General features: G+C 36.5%; 15 protein-coding genes. 6 read left to right on the forward strand and 9 right to left on the reverse strand.

The genetic code is table 11. The features are described 5' to 3' along the window. Positions 1–11 precede the first annotated feature (11 nt). The 6 genes from tpx to BN3326_RS07870 all read right to left on the reverse strand — a co-directional run bounded on the left by tpx (position 12) and on the right by BN3326_RS07870 (position 6,086). The gene (tpx, locus tag BN3326_RS07845) at positions 12–500 is read right to left on the reverse strand and encodes a thiol peroxidase (protein ID WP_069998633.1); all 489 of its coding nucleotides are present in this window, start codon (positions 498–500) and stop codon (positions 12–14) included. A 291-nt stretch (positions 501–791) separates the two neighbouring features. Then, positions 792–1,196, reverse strand: a complete 405-nt coding sequence (locus BN3326_RS07850) for a sugar diacid recognition domain-containing protein (RefSeq protein ID WP_069998634.1) — start codon at positions 1,194–1,196, stop codon at positions 792–794. Between the two features lie 440 nt (positions 1,197–1,636). Further along, complete coding sequence (locus tag BN3326_RS07855; RefSeq protein ID WP_141722881.1) at positions 1,637–2,686, reverse strand: tripartite tricarboxylate transporter substrate binding protein; 1,050 nt, start codon at positions 2,684–2,686, stop codon at positions 1,637–1,639. A 41-nt stretch (positions 2,687–2,727) separates the two neighbouring features. Then, entirely contained in the window at positions 2,728–4,074 is a 1,347-nt protein-coding gene (locus tag BN3326_RS07860; protein ID WP_069998635.1) for an enolase C-terminal domain-like protein, read from the reverse strand. A 15-nt stretch (positions 4,075–4,089) separates the two neighbouring features. Beyond that, on the reverse strand, positions 4,090–5,595 hold the full coding sequence (locus BN3326_RS07865; protein WP_069998636.1) for a tripartite tricarboxylate transporter permease: 1,506 nt from the start codon (positions 5,593–5,595) through the stop codon (positions 4,090–4,092). A 17-nt stretch (positions 5,596–5,612) separates the two neighbouring features. Further along, on the reverse strand, positions 5,613–6,086 hold the full coding sequence (locus tag BN3326_RS07870; protein WP_069998637.1) for a tripartite tricarboxylate transporter TctB family protein: 474 nt from the start codon (positions 6,084–6,086) through the stop codon (positions 5,613–5,615). 174 nt (positions 6,087–6,260) lie between these two features. Between BN3326_RS07870 and BN3326_RS07875 the strand changes: the two genes are divergently transcribed. The 6 genes from BN3326_RS07875 (at position 6,261) to BN3326_RS07900 (ending at position 15,594) form a co-directional block, all read left to right on the forward strand. Beyond that, positions 6,261–7,172: a LysR family transcriptional regulator gene (locus tag BN3326_RS07875; RefSeq protein ID WP_069998638.1), complete on the forward strand. Its 912-nt coding sequence runs from the start codon at positions 6,261–6,263 to the stop codon at positions 7,170–7,172. Between the two features lie 85 nt (positions 7,173–7,257). Beyond that, positions 7,258–8,280, forward strand: a complete 1,023-nt coding sequence (locus BN3326_RS07880; protein ID WP_069998639.1) for an AraC family transcriptional regulator — start codon at positions 7,258–7,260, stop codon at positions 8,278–8,280. Positions 8,281–8,425: 145 nt separating this feature from the next. After that, positions 8,426–11,071, forward strand: a complete 2,646-nt coding sequence (locus tag BN3326_RS07885) for an alpha-L-rhamnosidase (protein WP_069998640.1) — start codon at positions 8,426–8,428, stop codon at positions 11,069–11,071. A 164-nt stretch (positions 11,072–11,235) separates the two neighbouring features. Beyond that, a complete protein-coding gene (locus tag BN3326_RS07890) occupies positions 11,236–12,306 on the forward strand; it encodes an HD-GYP domain-containing protein (RefSeq protein WP_069998641.1) in 1,071 nt (356 codons plus the stop codon). Between the two features lie 17 nt (positions 12,307–12,323). Next, positions 12,324–15,170, forward strand: coding sequence for a response regulator (locus BN3326_RS07895; protein ID WP_069998642.1), 2,847 nt, complete (start codon positions 12,324–12,326; stop codon positions 15,168–15,170). A 61-nt stretch (positions 15,171–15,231) separates the two neighbouring features. Next, positions 15,232–15,594 (forward strand): response regulator, encoded by a 363-nt coding sequence (locus BN3326_RS07900; RefSeq protein ID WP_069998643.1) that lies wholly within the window; start codon positions 15,232–15,234, stop codon positions 15,592–15,594. 64 nt (positions 15,595–15,658) lie between these two features. On the opposite strand, the gene garD is transcribed toward BN3326_RS07900, so the two are convergent. From garD to BN3326_RS07915, 3 genes are all read right to left on the reverse strand, one after another. After that, complete coding sequence (gene garD, locus BN3326_RS07905) at positions 15,659–17,185, reverse strand: galactarate dehydratase (protein ID WP_069998644.1); 1,527 nt, start codon at positions 17,183–17,185, stop codon at positions 15,659–15,661. Positions 17,186–17,276: 91 nt separating this feature from the next. Then, the gene (locus BN3326_RS07910; RefSeq protein ID WP_069998645.1) at positions 17,277–18,755 is read right to left on the reverse strand and encodes a tripartite tricarboxylate transporter permease; all 1,479 of its coding nucleotides are present in this window, start codon (positions 18,753–18,755) and stop codon (positions 17,277–17,279) included. A gap of 21 nt (positions 18,756–18,776) precedes the next feature. Next, entirely contained in the window at positions 18,777–19,184 is a 408-nt protein-coding gene (locus BN3326_RS07915; protein ID WP_069998646.1) for a tripartite tricarboxylate transporter TctB family protein, read from the reverse strand. Positions 19,185–19,270: the final 86 nt, after the last annotated feature.

The following is a 19,270-nucleotide window of genomic DNA, read 5'->3' on the forward strand; positions in this document are numbered from 1 at the left end:
CCCTCAACTATTTATATATTAAGCGCTTGTAATACCTTATCATAATCAGGTTCCTTGGTAACTTCTTCACAGTATTCTATATGGGTAATCTTATTATTCTCATCTATTACAAATACAGCTCTTGTTAAGAGCCCCAATTCTTTAATATAAGTTCCATAACTTTGCCCAAAACTTCTGTCTTTATAATCAGATACTGTCTTTACTGCTTCTATCCCTGCATTGCCACACCATCTTGTTTGGGCAAAGGGTAAATCCATAGATATAAGATAAATACTTACATCTTTCATTTTAGTTGCTTCTTCATTAAATCTTCTGACCTCCATATCACATACGGATGTATCTATAGATGGCACACTTACAAATACGCGCTTTCCGCTTGTATCCTTTAAGCCCATAGGCGCTAAACTGTTATCTGATACTAAAAAGTCAGGTGCGCTATCCCCTACTTCTAGTATATTGCCTTCTAGTGTAATTGGATTCCCTTTAAATGTAATTTTCATAATTCTCATCTCCTATGCTAATAATTTATACACTCTATGTTATTTTTTGCTTTTTGTCTATTTTTTATGCTTATCTTAGCTAGTTATTAGAATGAGCCCAAAAAGGTTTTGCACAATTATATTTTATCAGATATAAAATAAATATTCAAGGCATAAATATTTTCTTCCTTCTATTATAAACAATATTAATAAAAGCTCTATAATAAATGTTGCATTATAAGAAAGTATTCAAATAAAGGCATCAACAGTTTAATCTGCCAATGCCTTTATTTTGTCTTTTAAATAGTGGTGTTATTTATTTTCAGAAATATCTTGTTTAACCTTTTGTGATAAAAAATGGGCGTATTGTTTTCTAGCAATAACTGCAGCTAGTCTCTGAAAAGGACGCATCGTTTTTGGATCTCCCGATACCCCTATACAGGCTATTCTTTCTCCTTTAAATAGTACAACGCCATTATAACCTGGCATTACCCCATTGAGTCGTTTTGCATCTTCTACTTCAATCGCCAGCTCGTCAACTTCTCCACTCATAATTTTCTGGGCACCTTCATGAACTTTCTTTAACCGCTCTGGTTGTGTTGTTGCAACAATAATTCCGTCTTGGTTCATGAAATCGATATGCTCTCCGGTCACTTTATGAAACATCTGTACTATTTTTTCAGCAAATTCTATCGGAAATTCAATTCTATTTTGCATATCATTCCCCCTTATAAAATTAATATTTATGTAAATTAAAATATCTTTTTAGGTACCTATCATTGGAAGAAAGCCTGCAACATCTCCTATATTTTTTAGTAGCCCTCAGTGTGGGGTAAATAGTGAAATCCCGGTCGCAATTTATATTTTATAACTTTATTATATAAAACTATTCCAACTACTTTCAATTGACAAACATAATAAATCTCTGTTTCTTTTTTAATCGTTTTTACATTCTTTCATGTTTTGAAATAGGTGTTTCATTTTTAATTTCTATGCTATCCTTCTATTATATTCTATGATTTTCTATGATCTAATAATACCAGTAATCATTTGTAATCTTATAGTATTTTCACTAAAATAAGCAAAAAGAAATATCAGGCATCCATTATTTATTTAATAGATGCCTGATATTTAAGTTTTGCTCACTTTTAAATCTATTATTTTAATAAATCTTCTCTATAGCTCATGAAATCATCACGGGTTGTCTTTAATAATGCTATAGCGTCATCTTTTAATAAATAATCAACCGGCTGCTTATAGCCTTCTAATAAATCCTTTTTGTAATCTTCATCTGCTGCAATTTGTTCTGTAAGTGCATTCATCTTTTCAATAATAGCAGGGTCTGTTCCTTTAGGGAAAGAAATAATATACGGTTTTTCCATGGCAACATTAAGGTTAGATTCTTTGAAGGTTGGTACATCCCCTAAGTTTTCATTTCTTTCATTGTTGTATTGTCCCAAAATAACTAAATCCCCAGTCTCGGCATAGTCTTTAACCGCACCATAAGAGATAGCTGCAAGATCCACACGCCCTCCTAGCAAGTTTGTGATTTTCTCAGAAGAAGACCCAATGTCTAATATCTTTAACTCTATATCAGCTTGTTTCATTAAAATAAGTGCTTGCAAATGTGAATAACCACCAAGCTCAGACGCATAACTAATTTTACCTGGTTGTGTTTTTGCTTTTGCTACCAGATCATCTATAGAAGTTATCCCTGACTGGGCACTGGCAACCAGTACTGTCCCTTTATCAATAGCAGGAATACCTGCAATATCAAAATCATCCATATTATAATCAATGAGCCCGGCGACTTCATTAACGATCATTTGGCCTGTATGACAGAATAATATTTTATAACCGTCATTTTTAGCATTCTTAACCTCTGAGGTAGCAACACTTCCGCCGCCTCCTGGGGTATTTGTAATAACCATTGATTTACCCGTATATTTTTCAAAATAAGTCGCAAAAGTACGTGCATTAAAGTCTGTATCGCCTCCTGCACTTGCCGTAACTACAACCTGTACTGTTTTAGTAGGCCAGTCTGTTGTACTATCAGTTTGAGCCTCTTCTGCTGATGTCTGTGCCGACATTGATGCTTCTTTTGGTGCTGGGGCTTGTGATGATTGAGCCGCATTCCCACTGCATCCAGATAATACCCCCGCCATTACTGTAAATCCCATCATTATCGCTGTTAATTTTTTAATCATTATTCCCTCTCCTTTTTTTGATATTTATTTTATTTTATTATTTATCTTACTAAAGCCGGCTTTTTAGAATCAAACTTCCAGCCTGGAATCAAGTATTGCATAGCCATCGCATCATCTCTATCGTGGTTATCCATTGTGTTATATAATTCATTAGCTTTCATTACCCTGTCCATATCAATATCTATACCAAGGCCAGGTCTATTAGGTATTTTAATTTTTCCATCCTCAATCTTCATTGCATTCTTACACAAGTCTTGCCCATCCTGCCAAATCCAATGGGTATCCATCGGTGTAATATTCCCAGGGGCAGCAGCCGCACAGTGTGCAAAAATAGCTAAAGAAATATCAAAATGATTGTTTGAATGTGATCCCCACGTTAAACCCCAGTCATTTAAAACCTGTGCCATTCTTACACTGCCATTCATCGTCCAAAAATGAGGATCTGCAAGAACGATATCAACAGCTTTCAGAGCAGATGCATGATAGAACTGCCTCCAGTCTGTAGCAATCATATTCGTTGCTACTTGAAACTGTGTAGCGTTTTTAAATTCACACATAATCTCTCTGCTTGAATAACCATTTTCTGGTCCACAAGGATCTTCCGCATAGGTAAGAATACCATGCATATCCTTGCAAAGTTGGGTAGCTTCTTTGAGCGACCAAGCCCCATTAGGATCAATATTAATTCTTGCATCAGGCATAGCTTTCTTAAGTGCCTTGATAGCTTCCATTTCTTCTTTGCCTGGCAGAACACCTGCTTTTAACTTGAAGTCTTTAAAGCCGTATTTCTCTTTAGCTGCTTTTGCCTGTGATACAATCTGTTCAGGTGTAAGCGACACTTTTCGCCTAATAGAAAACCAAGGATCTTTACTACCACTTTCATCTAAGTACGGCAAGTCTACTTTATCTTTATCACATATGTAAAACAAGTAACCTAAAATAGCAATCTCATCTCGCTGCTGACCATCTCCAAGCAAGGCACATACAGGCAGGTTCATATACTTACCTAATAAGTCAAGCATCGCACATTCTACCGCTGTTTCAGCATGTACAACGAACTTAAGGTTCTTTAAATCTAAGCTTTGAAGCCCTTCGCCATTATTATTCGCATTCATCCAGCCTCGTTTTTTTATATTATCAACTACATATTTATAATTTCCTATTTCCTGCCCTATCACAAAGGGTTTGTAACTCTCTAAAGTTTTAGCAATATCATCCCCTCCATGAATCTCTCCTATACCCGTATTGCCACTGTTGTCTGTTAAAACGACTATATTTCTCGTAAAATAAGGGGCATGTGCACCACTTAAAGTCATCAGCATGCTGTCATATCCCGCTACCGGATAAATTTTCATATCTGTAATTACAGGTGTTCCCGCTTTAATCATTATATACGCTCCTTCTTATGCAATGTTTTTTTTAGCATTTTTTGTTGTCTCTTTGATAATTGTATAAATTAGAAAAATAAAAGTAATTCCTAAAAATGTCCCTGAAATAGGATTAGTGAAAAATCCCATAAAGTTATCATCACTCATCATAAGGCCTCTTCTTAAATTCGTTTCTGCCATAGGCCCCAATATAAAACCTATAACAAAAGGCGCTTGAGGAATTTTGAATTTTACAAAAAAGTATCCAATAGCTCCAAATATTATAACCGCCCATACATCAAAGATTCTGCTTGATAAACCAAAGGCACCTACAACACACAACACCAATACGATAGGCAGCAAGATATGTTTAGGAACTTTTAATATCCTTGCAAATAACCTCATACCATAAAACTCACAAACAAGCATTAAAACAGAAGAAATGATACAGGCTGCAAAGATAGTATATACAAGAGGTCCATAATTTTTGAACAACAATGGTCCAGGCGCAATACCATGTACCATAAAAGCACCTAATAACAAAGCTGTAACCCCGTCTCCTGGAATACCAAGCGTCATAAGGGGAATGAGCGCACCACCGACCGAAGCATTATTAGCCGTTTCTGAGGCTACTATCCCGCCTATATAGCCTTTACCAAACTCATCTTTTTTCTTGCTTGCATTTTTTGCAACAGTATAGGCCACCAGATTGGAAGTTCCTGCTCCAATTCCTGGCAGTATCCCTATTCCCAAGCCTACTAGTGCAGATCTGATAAGATTAGGTCCTTGCTCAAAAAATTCTTTCCATGAGAATCCAAATCCCTTTACCTTCATATCTACCTTGGCTACTTCTGTTTTGCCTTCTTTTCTGCAGGTCTCGGCTATCTTAATCACCTCAGAAACAGCAAATAATCCAATCATGACCGTCAACACATCAAATCCATCAGATAAAGCTACCGTACCAAATGTGAATCGCCTGATGGCATCTACAGGGGCAATACCTACTGTAGAAAAAGCAAAGCCTAATACGCCTGAAAAGATACCTTTAATCATAGAACCTGCTGATAAGGTAGCAATAAGCATCAGTGAAAAAACTGCAATAGAAAAATATTCGTGAGGTCCAAATTTAATAGCTACTTTTGCAACCGAAGGTGCTATAAACATAAGTGCTAAAATACTAATCAGTGTACCGATAAAAGAAAAAACCACTCCAGCACCTAACGCTTTAGCCCCTTCTCCTTTATCCAACATCGGATGCCCATCAAAACAAGTTGCAATAGATGCTGGTGTCCCAGGAATTTTTAAAAGAATGGCTGAAATAAGCCCTCCTGATACAGACCCGATGTAAAGTGCAATTAAAACAGATAAACCTTGTCCCGGATCCATACCATAGGTCAGAGGCAAAAATAACGCAATAGCCATTACAGATGACAGGCCAGGAACCGCTCCAAATATAATGCCTACAATCGTGCCAATAAGCATCAAAAACAAACAAAAGGGAGAAAGCACATTGGTAAAACCTTGTGCAAATAAATCTAACATTCAAAATACCTCCTATTCTAGAAAAATGTTATGATACCTTGAGGCAGCATAATATCTAAACCATAGCGAAATGATGTATAGATAAAAAAGGAAAATACGCCTGCAATCAATAAATACACTATTAGATTAGCTTTCTTGCCTGCCGGAGAAAGAATTATAAATTGGAGAAATAAGTAAATAAAAGTTGTTATTAGGAAGCCTATTATATCAAATAAAGCTATATAACATACTATTAAAAAGGCTGTTTTTAGTACTGTTTTGATGTCTATAGTCTCTTTGCTGTCTACATCCTCATTATTCTTGGACTTTAAACTTAGTCCTATTTGTACCCCCCCTAGAATAATCATCATTCCACCTAAAATATAGGGTATCGTCCTTCCATCTACCAGCCCGCCTTTACTTGGAAGTTGTGCTGTCATAATAAAATAGAACGCCCCCACCACCAAAGTTATAATGGCAAATAGGATATCTTGTCTTTTTTGTGTACTCACCTTAAACACCTCCTTTTATTGTATCTCGTTTTACTAACAGCTCTAAGAGTCCATATATGTTCAACTTGAATACATTTGATAAATTGAGTATACTATATGTTGTACAATTAGACCAATTAGTAATAGTGATTGTCACCATTACTTTAACTAATAGCATAGTATAGGGGGATTAATATGGATGTAAGATATCTAGATTATATAATTGAGATTGCTGAGCAAAAAAATATGACCAAGGCTGCGGAAAAGCTCTTTGTTTCACAGTCACTTCTAAGTCAGCATCTCTCTAAACTGGAAGCTGAACTAGGAACCCCTCTTTTTACGCGTACAAAAAGCGAACTTATCCCTACCCCTGCTGGCAATATGTATCTTCAGGCTGCTCATTCTATTGTTCAGATTCAAAAAAAGCTTTATCAAAACATATCAAGGCTTTCTGAAACAGGGCATATCAGCTTAGGTATTACCTCCAACTGGGGACTTGAAATGATTACAGATATTATTCCTAAATTCAAAGAGCTTTTCCCCAATGTCGTTATTGAAGTTATTGAGGATAATATTCTACCCATGACAAAAATGATTCTTTCCGAGAAACTGGATATTGCTCTTATGTCAGTCAATCACCTTAACGGTTTCACTGATCAATATGAACTGCTTAGAAAGGAAGAAGTGATTTTTGCTGTGCCTGAATCGCATAGCTATTGCACGCTTCACAATAATGCTATTAAAGAGATTTCTTCTTCTCAGCTCGAAAAGGTATTTAAAAATGACAGCTTTATCTTATCCAAAAAAGGTTCTACCATACGTAATATCGTTGATGATGTTTTAAAGATTACTCAATTTTCTCCTGATACAATATGTGAAATGAACAGTATGCTTACTGTACGCAAAATGGTTTCAAAAGGAGTGGGTGTTGCTTTTATGCCCGTGTCCTGTGCTGATTCTGACTGCGGCATCTTTTATTTTTCTCTTTCACCTAAAGTATACCGTTATAACATAGCCGCCTATAGAAAACACCTTGTCTTTAATCCTGCCGAAACATACCTTATGTCTCTTATTAAAGAACATAAATTCTATCAGGGCTCGTTTTAAAACTATAGAGCTATTCCATATATAATAAATATACAAATTAGAGATCTTCTTAAGTCACAATTAAAAGTACAAATGGGGGATATCAATGGATAGAACAGAACTAGATGCTTTTTTAAGAAAACATACTGAAAAAGAGAGAATGGCTTTAGAAGGCAAGTATAATGATGAAGACGTCGTTTATAAAAAGTATGAAGAATATGCCGAAGGAGAAGGTACTTTCTTAAAAGCCTATTTATTTGAAGATAAGTATTTTTTATCTTCCTATGAAAATATAGGCACTAATAAGCAGGATCGCTTTATGGAAGTCTATCCACATAAACATAATTATATTGAACTCAATTATGTTTGGTCTGGAAAGTGTACTCAGATTATTAATGGTAAAAATATTGTCTGCCAGCAGGGAGATATTTGCATTTTAGATACTAAAACAATACATTCTGTTGAGAAAGCAGAAGAAAATGATATCATTGTTAATATCTTAATGAGAAAAGAGTTTTTTGCCTCCACTTTTTTTAATCGAATGACCAAACAAGGTCTTTTAGCAGAGTTTTTAATGGATGCAGTCATGAAAGTTCATGATGTGAAACAATACTTACTATTTAAAACCCATGGCAATCTGAAAATCCATCGTCTTATGGAAGATTTGCTTTGTGAGTATTACAGCGACGCGCTAGGTAAAAGAGAAGTGATGGAAAGCTATATGATTATCCTCTTCACGGAATTATTAAGAACCTATCGCGGCAATGCCTCAAAGCATACCAAACACAATGAAGCTACCATCAAAATTTTTGATATTTTAGAGTACATAGAAAAAAATTATGAGTATTGTCCATTACACTCTGTAGCCCAGCATTTTTCCTTAAATGAAAAGTATTTAACGATGCTCTTAAAAAAAAGGACCGGAAAAAGTTTTATTGCGCATCTTCAAGAGCAAAAACTGAATAAAGCAAAAATGCTGCTTATCAATACGGAACTTTCAATAACAGAGATCATTACCCTTTGCGGGTATAGTAATACGCATTTTTTCTATAAAAAGTTTTATGAATCAGAAGAACGTACCCCCGCGGAGTATCGTACAGATATAAAGAAATTCAAATCTCTCCGATAAAAAAGCTGACATTTGGTCAATAGAATAACGAATAACCGTTATTGTTATAGAACTTTATTTGCTATATCTTAAGTCTATAAAGATATCATATCTTTAAATTTTAGTTGTTCATTTATTCTAGACTTTGATATAGGAGGGGTAAAAGATGTTAAAAATATCTGAAATACGTATGGATTATTTAAAACAACCGATGGGGGTAATAACATGCCCGCAATTTAGCTGGATTTTGGACAGTGACAAACGAAGTGTACACCAGACATCTTACCAATTACAGATGGCTGATGACAGCGATTTTACTAATATTTTGTATGACAGCGGCATCATTACAAGTGATGAGTCTGCACATGTTTTTATAGAGGATATAAATCTTAAATCTGCCCATAAATACTTTGTTAGGGTAAGGGCTGCTAATAACTATGATGAAACGAGCCCATGGAGCCAAAGTGCAAACTTTGTATCAGCACTGCTTTCTAACAATGAATGGCAAGCTTGTTTTATTTCCGCGGAAACAAAAGAAGATGCCAAAAACTCCAAAGGGACATATGTTAGAAAAGCCTTTCAGGTTAAAGGTAAAGTAAAAGAAGCTTATGCATTTACCACTGCACTGGGCCTGTACAAACTTTATTTAAACGGCAAAAAAATAGGCATAGATGAGCTGACTCCAGGATGGACATCTTATAACAAACGCTTATTGTATCAAACATATGATATTACTGACAGCCTCCAAGAAGGTGAAAATGCGATTGGCGCCGAGGTGGGTGCCGGTTGGTATAAAGGTGTTATGGGATTTGAATTACAAAGAAACCATTATGGTGAACGAACAGCATTTCTTGGTCAATTTCATATCCACTATGAAGATGGCACCACTGAGATCATTGTGACAGATACTACGTGGAAAGGATCCGACAGCCCTATACGCTTCTCTGAAATTTATGACGGTGAAATCTATGACGCTGCTTTAGAACAAACAGGATGGCATACCCCCGGTTTCTGTGATCAAACTTGGAAAGCAGTTGAAATTGCTGCTTATGATAAAAATAACTTAGTGCCACAGTCTGGAGGTACGGTAAAGGAAATAGAAGAAGTTACGGCAAAACGGATTTTTGTAACACCTAAAGGGGATACGGTCATTGACTTCGGCCAAAATATGACAGGATGGATTCACTTTAAAGTAAAGGGTCAAAAAGGGGACAAAGTAGAAATCAACTGCTTTGAAATATTAGACGCCGACGGCAATGTGTACCTTGATAATTTAAGGGCTGCAAAAGAAACCCTCGTTTATCTGTGTAAAGGCCAAGGGGAAGAAACCTATCATCCAAGCTTTACCTTCCAAGGCTTTCAATATGCAAAAATAAGCACTTATCCTGGTGAACCTCTCCTCGAAAACTTTACAGCCTATGCAGTGCATTCTGATATGGAACAGACAGGTGCCTTTGAGTGTTCTAACAAAGACCTCAATCAGCTTCAGCATAATATCCTCTGGGGCCTAAAGGGCAACTTTTTAGACGTGCCAACGGATTGTCCTCAAAGGGATGAACGCCTTGGCTGGACAGGAGACGCTCAGATCTTCTGCAGAACCGCTAGTTTCCTGATGAACACTTATACTTTTTTTAATAAGTGGCTTAAGGATGTCGCCGCAGATCAAACACCAGAAGGTGGTGTGCCTCATGTGGTGCCAGATATTCTTTCTGGAAGATGTGAAAACAATTGGCTCTTAAATAAAGGCACCCACTCAGCAGCAGCTTGGGCTGATGCAGCTGTCATTAATCCATGGACACTGTATTTAACTTTTGGCGACAAAAAGATTATAGAAGAACAATATGACAGTATGAAAGCTTGGATTGACTTTATGAGGAACCATTCAGTGGATGGTATATGGAATTATAAGCTACAATTTGGAGATTGGGTGGCACTGGATGCAGAAGAAGGAAGCTATTTTGGTGCAACACCTAATGATTTAACCTGTACGGCCTACTATGCCTACTCTACCGGCCTATTTGCTAAAATGGCGAAATACATCGGCAATATGGCTGATTATAAAACATATTGGAGCTTATATGAAGAGGTTGTAGAAGGATTCAGAAGGCACTTTTTTGATAAAGACGGCAATATGACTGCTAGTACTCAGACAGCTCATGTTGTTGCCCTTTATTTCAATTTAGTACCCCAAATGTATCGTCAAAAAACAGCCGACACCTTAGTTAAGTTAATTGAAAAAGAAAATGGACATCTCGTTACAGGTTTTGTAGGCACCCCCTATATCTGCCATGCATTAAGTCAAAACGGTCATACCAAAGAAGCCTACGACCTGTTGCTTAAGGATGATTTTCCATCGTGGTTATATCAAGTTAAAATGGGTGCCACAACAATTTGGGAACACTGGGACGGGATTAAACCAGATGGCACGATGTGGAGCCCTGATATGAACTCTTTTAACCACTATGCCTATGGCGCCATCGGCGAATGGCTCTACAGGGTAATCGCAGGCTTTGAAATCGATGAAGAAAACCCTGGCTATAAACACGCCATTTTATATCCTCGTATAGGGGGCGATCTATCTTATGTGAAGGCTAGTTATCAAACCATCTATGGCAAACTTGCGCTTGACTGGACATTAGAAGCAGATACAGTAACCCTGAAAGCCTGTGTGCCTCATAATACTACAGCTACTTTATACCTAGATGAAGCTCAGGAGGTATTAGAAAGTGATGGTCTACATTTTGCAGATCATATCAGCGGCAAAGAAGCACTAGTCGGCTCTGGTGTGTATACTATCAAATTCAGAAGATAGTTTGGTAGAGTATGGGCAAGCATGCTCTTGAATTAACTAACTTAAAGATGGCTAATCTTAGGATACATATTCATGTAGTCAAAGGGGTAGCATTATGCTAATATTTAAATACGACTAGTTGTTGAGAATGTGCTGGTTTCTGAGATGAAAGGAGAAAAATATATATGAGAATCGTTAGCATATCTCACTTAAAAGGATATGAAATCCTTGGAAAGCATATTTACGATGAATTAGATAGGGTTCTACTTAATAAGGGCGTAAAATTGACCCCTTCTTATATCGAAAAGATTAAAGAAATGGGCATTAATTCAGTATATATTGATGATGAACTATCAAAAGATGTAATCATTGAAGAAAACATTTCTGAAAAGACAAGGCAAATGAGTAGACGTGCTTTGAAGGAAATGATTGAAAGCTATTGCCGTGAAGGAAAAACATATGATAGCAGTGTTAAAAATTCAGTGGAGTTTATACTTGAGGATGTACTGTCCAATAAAGATGTTTTGATAAATGTTGAACAAATAAGTGCAAGTGATAGCAATGTATATGCTCATTCGATAAATGTCAGTGTACTCTCTACCATAATAGGAACGCATATGGGATACAATATGTCAAAGCTTAAAGATTTGGCCACTGGGGCATTGCTCCATGACATTGGTAAAATAAGAATACTGAATGATAAGAAGCTTATAGGAGAGTTTAAGACTCAGACTGAAAAGGATAAATATATTAAGCTTATGCACCCAAAGGCCGGCTATGATTTATTAGGAGAACAACGGGTTTGGAACGCACATGTAAAGGTAGCAGTACTCATGCATCATGAAAGAAGTGATGGTAGTGGGTATCCTATGGGATTAAAAGGTGATGAAATAAATCAAATGGCCAAAATAGTATCCATATGTGATGTGTTTGATAATTTAATATCAAATAGAAATAAAGAGGGACTTAAAACAGTATCTGAAGTTATTGAATACCTCATAGGTATGAGTAATATTTATTTTGACGTGGAAATGGTAAGGAAATTTACAATGAACATAGCAGCCTTTCCTACTGGAAGCGGTGTCCTTTTAAGTTCAAATGAAAAAGGCTTAGTCATAAGCCAAAATAATTCAATGCCAACCAGACCTATAGTTAAAATTATATATGATAAAGCGGGCAACCTGCTTTCGCAGCCTTATGAGATTGATTTATTAAAAGAATTAACGCTTTTTATTGCTAAACCTTGTGAACTTTAAAATTTGGAGGCAACTTTATGGATGGAAAAGATAACTTTACAGATTTTACAAGCGACAGTGCTGGTCTTAAACTAATTCATAATGTTTTTCTAAGATTGTTAAATGTAGATAGTCTTAACTATCAGGCTGAATCAAAAAAAATATTAGAAGAAATCGGAATATTTTTTGATTTAGATAGAATTTTCATCTATTATTTTTCTACAGATCCTACTTTTATGGAAATAGAATCTCAATGGAGCAAGGAAAGGCTACGACCCAAAAGAGAAACGCAGGAAAAAGAAATAGTTTATGCGCTTCCATGGTTAATGCGTAGTATTAATAATAATGATTTTATTGCAATAAATAGTAAAGAAGGTCTTCCAGATGAAGCAGTGTTTGAAGCAGAGGTTTTTGAGACAGAGGGAATAAAAGCTTCACTTACCATTCCATTAAAAGATCAAAATAAATTAATTGGGTTTATAGGTTATGAAAGTTTGTCGAAGTCTATCATCTGGGATAAGAAACAAGTCGAAATATTAAGGGAAGTTTCAATACTTCTTTCATCTATAAGAACCCGAATTATAAAGGAAAAAGCCTATCAATCAATCATTAATGGACAAGCACTTTTACTGAATAACTCTCAATCACAGATTTGGGCTTTAAGTAATGCTAATTCCTATGAAAGTGTGAATGAAGCCCATGCAGCGTTTTTTGGAAAGCGCAAAGAGGAGTTAGAATATCAGGATTTATATGATATATTTGACATAGACACTGCAAATAAGTTGTCGCAAGTTAATTGGGAGCTGTTTGAAAAAAATGAGCCTGCCGAAAGAGAACTTGAGATTAAAAACTTCCAAGGTGAAAATAGGCTACTTCGGGTTAAAAGCAAACCTCAGAAGGAGATAACTGGCAATATTAGATACCTTATTTGTACTGCTGAGGACATCACCGAACAAAGAAAAGCAGAAACTGAGCTGCACAAAGCAAAAGAGCAGGCAGAAGCCGCGAATATTGCAAAAAGTCAGTTCCTCGCTAACATGTCTCACGAAATAAGGACTCCGATAAATGGCATATTTGGATTTCTCGAACTATTACAGTTAACTCCTCTGTCTTTAAAACAAGAAGAATTTATCCGTGAAGCCAAATCTGCTTCAGAAATATTATTATATCTTATCAGCGATATATTGGATTTTTCGAAGATAGAAGCCAAAAGGTTGAGGATGGAAGAGATTAGGTTTAACTTAAGAATGATTATTGAAGATGCCGCTTCACTACTGGCTCCTAAAGCAGCAGAAAAAGGTCTTGAAATTTACACCATAATTAAATCGGGAGTTCCTGAAGAGGTTATTGGCGACCCATCAAGACTTAGGCAAGTACTAAACAATCTCATAAGTAATGCAATAAAATTTACTAAAGAGGGTGAGATTTCTGTTACAGTGGATTGTTTGGGAGAAAAAAAGGGGATAGCCTGTCTTAGCTTTGAAGTAAGGGATACTGGGATCGGCATTCGCGAGGAGCATATTCATACTATCTTTCAATCCTTTAGTCAGGCAGATGCTTCTACAACTAGGGAGTATGGTGGCACTGGGCTAGGACTTGCCATTTCTAACGAACTCGTGAAAATCATGGGGGGTAAAATTTCAGTTCATAGTATATATGGAGAAGGTTCTACCTTTAAATTTAATGTGAAATTAAAACTAACAAAAGAAATATCTGAACACCATTTAATGTTTAAAAAGCTTGAGGGCATTAACATTTTGATTGTAGCTAATAATGAGAATAATAGGAAAAGTATGAGTGCCTGTTTAGAGGGAATCGATCTCAAGGTTTTTGAAGCCAAGGATGGAGCTAGTGCTATTACAACCATTTTTTCAACTACAAATACCAAAGACAAAATAAGTATTGCCATCATAGATTATCAACTGCCGGACATGAGTGCATATGAGCTTGCAGAAACAATAAAAACAATAACTTCTGCCAAAGATATTAAACTCATTCTTCTAACCTCTGTAACTCAAAAGGGAGACGCTCATATGACAAAAGAATATGGCTTTTCATCTTATTTAGCTAAACCAGTGAGAAAGCATGACTTATTTGGCTGCATTTCTCTCGTATTAGGGCTCACAAAACAAGATGAAGAACAAAAAGTCGTAACTACGCATAGCGTTAAAGAAGTTAAGAATCCATTAAAGCCGAGAATTCTATTGGTTGAAGATAATGAGATGAATCGTAAAATACTTATAAGTATACTTAAAACTCGTGATATGACTTGTGATGTGGCGGTAAATGGCAGTGAAGCCTTAAAAGCAGTGTCAGAAAAAGATTATGATGTTGTCTTTATGGATTGTCAGATGCCAGTAATGGATGGGTATGAATGCACATCTAAAATAAGGGGCCTTGAAGGCAATAAAAAGCATACCACAATTATTGCAATCACTGCTAATGCTATGGAAGGTGATTACGCAAAGTGTATTGAAGCTGGTATGGATGATTATATTAGCAAACCTATTCATTCTGATATCCTATTTAATATGATAGCGGCGAACACTAAAGAAAGAGCAGATCAGAACACTTATAACGGCATAATAAATGATAATATTGATAACTTAGTTAAAGACACTGGACTTAATAAAGAAGATGCAAGAGAAATACTTGAAGACTATATAAAATGTCTCCCTGATTTACTCTTAGGTGTTAGGGATGCTATTTATAATAAGGATTTTCATAAATTGGCTGCGCTTACTCATGAGTTAAAAGGTTCTTCTGGAAATCTAAGAATTAGCTCTCTTTATGAATTAGCAATAGAGTTTGAGACAGCTGCTAAAAAAGAAGAAATAGATGAATGTATTAGACTATTTACGCAAATCAAAGTTCTGTGTAAATAGGGAGATATTTAAAAGCAATCATTAAATTTAAAACCTAATATATACAAAGGAGCTTTTACACATGAAAAAAGTATTAATAGTAGATAATTCATCTTATATGAGAATGTTTGTGAAAAAAATCATTGAAAAAGAAGGTCTGTATACTATTTTTGAGGCACCAGGCAAGGATGCGGCAATGAAGCTATTCAAAAGTGAGAGGCCAAGTATTGTTATTTTGGATTTAAATATGGCTGAGAATACCATGGAGGGTATGGAGGTACTAGCCGATGTGATCAAAATTGACCCAGAAGCAGTTGTAATCATTATATCCGCCGTAGGAGACGAAAATGTGAAAAATGAATGTATAGCACTCGGAGCCAAGTGTTATATTAAGAAACCTATTGATACGGATATTTTATTAAAGACACTAGAAGAATATAAATAAGTTCTATTATCGCACATAAATTAAGGACCGACACAACATATGGTGTCAGTCCTTATCTTTTTTATCATGTAATAGGTGCAGGGTTGAAAATACATAAGTCATTATAGATCTTCCACTCTTCTGCCCAGCTTTTTTTGCGTCCGCTTGCTACATCAACTATGAAGTTAAAAAGTTCAGTCCCTACTTCTTCAATCGTTGCGTCCCCTGTAGCAATTGTTCCTGCATTAATATCGATGAGGTCATTCCAACTCTCTTTGAGATTGCTTCTAGAAGATACCTTAACTACAGGTGCTGCTGCTAAGCCATAAGGCGTACCCCGGCCTGTCATAAATACTTGTAAAGTAATACCTGATGCCAGCTGCATAGGCCCGCACACAATATCACTGGCTGGTGTTGCTGCATAAATGAGTCCCTTTTTAGTTGGACGTTCTCCGGGTGAAAGTACTTCTACTATTGGTGAAGTCCCTGACTTTGCAATTGATCCCATTGCCTTTTCAACAATATTAGATAATCCGCCTTTTTTATTACCCGGTGTCGGATTGGCGCTACGGTCTACTTCACCTTTTTCTAAGTAGTTATCATACCACTTCATTTCTTTGGCGAGCTTTTTGCCCACTTCTTCATCAACAGCTCTCTCAGCTAAAAGGTATACGCCATCTCTTACTTCTGTCACTTCCGAAAACATAACTGTTGCGCCAGCCTTTACCAGCATATCTGCAGCATACCCTGCTGATGGATTGGCTGTAACACCTGAGAAAGCATCACTGCCCCCACACTGCATACCAATCACGAGGTCTGATAACGGCAGCGTTTCTCTTTTTCTTGCATTTAACTTCTGTAGCTTCTTTTCTGCCATTTCCATAATAGCCTGCACTTGTTTTACAAATCCTTCAATATCTTGTAAAACGAGCACATTTTCTGGATTAATATCTTCTTCAGCTACAATCATCTCCGGTGTCAGCTTTTCACATCCTAGGGCAACCAACATGAGTTCCCCGCCAAAGTTCGGATGTTTGGTAAGATTGGCTAAAGCGCGAATAGGAATCACTGCCTCCGGCGCATTAATGGCCACACCACACCCATAAGCGTGATTAATCGGTACGACATCATCTACATTAGGGTATTTAGGCAGAAGATCTCTTTTGATACGTTCTACCGCCACATTCAGCACACCCGTTACGCACTGAACTGTAGTGCTTATCCCTAAAATATTTCTAGTCCCCGCATAGCCGCCATCTGGATTTTTGTAGCCTTCAAAGGTCAAAACAGGAGGCGTAGGCAAATCTGTTATAATATTCGTACCAAACACCATATCATCTACTTCCGGTGGAACAGGAAGATGCAGCATGTTTTCATTAATCCAGTCTCCTTTAGAGATCGCATTTATGGCATACCCTAGCACTACGCCATAACGTATAATTTTCCCATCTTTAGGAATATCTTTGATTGCAATTTTATGCCCCTCTGGGATCTCCTCGGAAGCAACCACATCATCTACTACCACTACACCTTGCGCTACCACATCTACAGTAATAGCCACATTATCTTTTTCATGAACCTTTATATAAAGGGGTCTTTTTTTATCTGCCACTCTAAATGCCTCCTTATTATGTTTTTATCCCGATATTTAAAGCCACCCATCCTTTAATAAAGAATGGATGGCCAGAAGTTTAATTTTTATACTAAGCTATATTAACTGCTTTTTTTGCTTTTCTATCATCTAAAATAGCATATCCAATGGAGATAAAGATTAAGATCCATATCGCCCATCCGATAGGTCTTGAGAAGAATACGCCTAAGTTACCACCTGCGCCTTTAAGTGAATCTATGAAATATTTTTCTAGGTCTCTTCCAAGAATAAAGCCGATCAGATAAGGCGCTATTGGCAGCTTAACTTTCATAAAGATATAGCCAAGAAGGCCAAATAGTAATAAAGACCATACATCAAACATATTTCCGTTTCTTATAGAATACGCCCCTACTAAACACATAATGATAATAACAGGGTAAAGTCTGCACTGTGGAATGTTAATAATCTTAGAAATAAATTTGATAGGATAAAACATCACAACAAACATCAATATATTACATATGAGCAGTGCGAGCAGAATAACATGCCATATATCTGGATTCTGTGTAATAAACAGCGGCCCTACCTGAATTCCCTGAAGCATGAAAGCGCCAACAAGCACAGCTGTTGTTGAGTCTCCCGGAATCCCCAGTGAAAGCAGTGGAATAAGTGCTCCACCTGTTAGTCCATTATTAGCAGACTCACTAGAAACAAGTCCTTCTACCGCTCCTTTTCCAAGCTCATCAGGCTTTTTAGAAAAGTTCTTTGTCTGTGAATAAGCAAGAAGCGAAGCTGCACTTCCTCCAACCCCTGGTAAAATGCCCATAAAAGTACCTATCCCACTAGACCGAAGCACATTGACAAACTGACCTTTAAAATCTTTGAACGAGAACTTGAGCGTGGACTTGCCTATTTCACCACTGATGGCTTCTCGGCGCATCCCTTTTTCTGCCTCTTCAAAAATCTGAGAGATGGCAAAAAGGCCTATAAGTACCGGCAGAAGTTCAAATCCACCCATTAATTGCATTTTAAACATATCAGGCACCATACGAAGCTGATTATTGTCTCCAAATACACCAATCAGTGCTGTAAAAACGCCTAAGAACCCTGCAAAAATTCCTCTTATCATATTGCCTTTTGAAAGCGCTGCAATAACAGTCATAGCAAATAGAATAATTAAGAATTTTTCAACAGCTGAGAACTTAATAGCCAGCCGCGCAAGAGGTGGTGTAAACAACCAAAGACAAACCAAACTGATGATACCACCCATAAGTGATGCTGTAATCCCTATTCTTAAAGCACGCTCTGCCTCGCCGCGTTTTGCCATAGGATAGCCGTCAAACCCCGTAGTTATTGAAGAAGGCGTTCCAGGAATATTAATAAGTATAGCTGGAATAAGCCCTCCGCTTATCCCTCCTACATAAAGCCCCAAGAGCAAATAAAGGGATGTTGTAAGATCATATGCATAGGTTAATGGCAGAAAAATAGCGATTGCCATCGTTGCTGTCATACCTGGAATAGCGCCAAAAATAATACCGCCGATTACACCTAATAGCGCCACCACGAATTGTGTAATTCCGAAAATTTCCATAATTTTCACCTTTCTTTCTGATTAGGGTAATGTAATATTGAACAAAAATCCAAAAATATACCAAATACTCACACTAGAAATAATTGAAATTGCAGCTGAAACAGCAATAGATTTTATATTTTTAATACCTGCAAATAAAATATTAAATAAGAAAATAAATATAAGACTTGCAATTAAAAATCCAACGAGTTCTAATGCTAGGATATAAAGAACAAATAAAATTAAGGTTCCCCAGAACTTTAACTTATCATAGTTTTCCTCAAAAAACTTTTTGCCTTTAAAGCTGAATGATCTGCCTTCTTTTCTTCTTTTTATAATCTCTTGCGCTACCATAATGAGTGCCAAAATAATAAGTATCATCCCAACAATTTTAGGTCCAATAAGGTGAGATGTTGAATACACAATCTTAAGTTTAAATAAATCTGCCATGGGCTAGCCTCCTTATCTCTTAATCTTTACATATAGATTCCACATCATTAAATTTTAGTTATTCACCATTATATGTGATGTGAAAT

The sequence above is a fragment of the Cellulosilyticum sp. I15G10I2 genome, from assembly GCF_900095725.1.
Classification (GTDB): domain Bacteria; phylum Bacillota; class Clostridia; order Lachnospirales; family Cellulosilyticaceae; genus FMMP01.

Excerpts from the sequence above, each read along its gene's own strand:
- tpx (WP_069998633.1), bottom strand. The coding sequence starts at position 500 with ATGAAAATTACATTTAAAGGGAATCCAATTACACTAGAAGGCAATATA.
- BN3326_RS07850 (WP_069998634.1), bottom strand. The coding sequence starts at position 1,196 with ATGCAAAATAGAATTGAATTTCCGATAGAATTTGCTGAAAAAATAGTA.
- BN3326_RS07855 (WP_141722881.1), bottom strand. The coding sequence starts at position 2,686 with ATGATTAAAAAATTAACAGCGATAATGATGGGATTTACAGTAATGGCG.
- BN3326_RS07860 (WP_069998635.1), bottom strand. The coding sequence starts at position 4,074 with ATGATTAAAGCGGGAACACCTGTAATTACAGATATGAAAATTTATCCG.
- BN3326_RS07865 (WP_069998636.1), bottom strand. The coding sequence starts at position 5,595 with ATGTTAGATTTATTTGCACAAGGTTTTACCAATGTGCTTTCTCCCTTT.
- BN3326_RS07875 (WP_069998638.1), top strand. The coding sequence starts at position 6,261 with ATGGATGTAAGATATCTAGATTATATAATTGAGATTGCTGAGCAAAAA.
- BN3326_RS07880 (WP_069998639.1), top strand. The coding sequence starts at position 7,258 with ATGGATAGAACAGAACTAGATGCTTTTTTAAGAAAACATACTGAAAAA.
- BN3326_RS07885 (WP_069998640.1), top strand. The coding sequence starts at position 8,426 with ATGTTAAAAATATCTGAAATACGTATGGATTATTTAAAACAACCGATG.
- BN3326_RS07890 (WP_069998641.1), top strand. The coding sequence starts at position 11,236 with ATGAGAATCGTTAGCATATCTCACTTAAAAGGATATGAAATCCTTGGA.
- BN3326_RS07895 (WP_069998642.1), top strand. The coding sequence starts at position 12,324 with ATGGATGGAAAAGATAACTTTACAGATTTTACAAGCGACAGTGCTGGT.
- BN3326_RS07900 (WP_069998643.1), top strand. The coding sequence starts at position 15,232 with ATGAAAAAAGTATTAATAGTAGATAATTCATCTTATATGAGAATGTTT.
- BN3326_RS07910 (WP_069998645.1), bottom strand. The coding sequence starts at position 18,755 with ATGGAAATTTTCGGAATTACACAATTCGTGGTGGCGCTATTAGGTGTA.
- BN3326_RS07915 (WP_069998646.1), bottom strand. The coding sequence starts at position 19,184 with ATGGCAGATTTATTTAAACTTAAGATTGTGTATTCAACATCTCACCTT.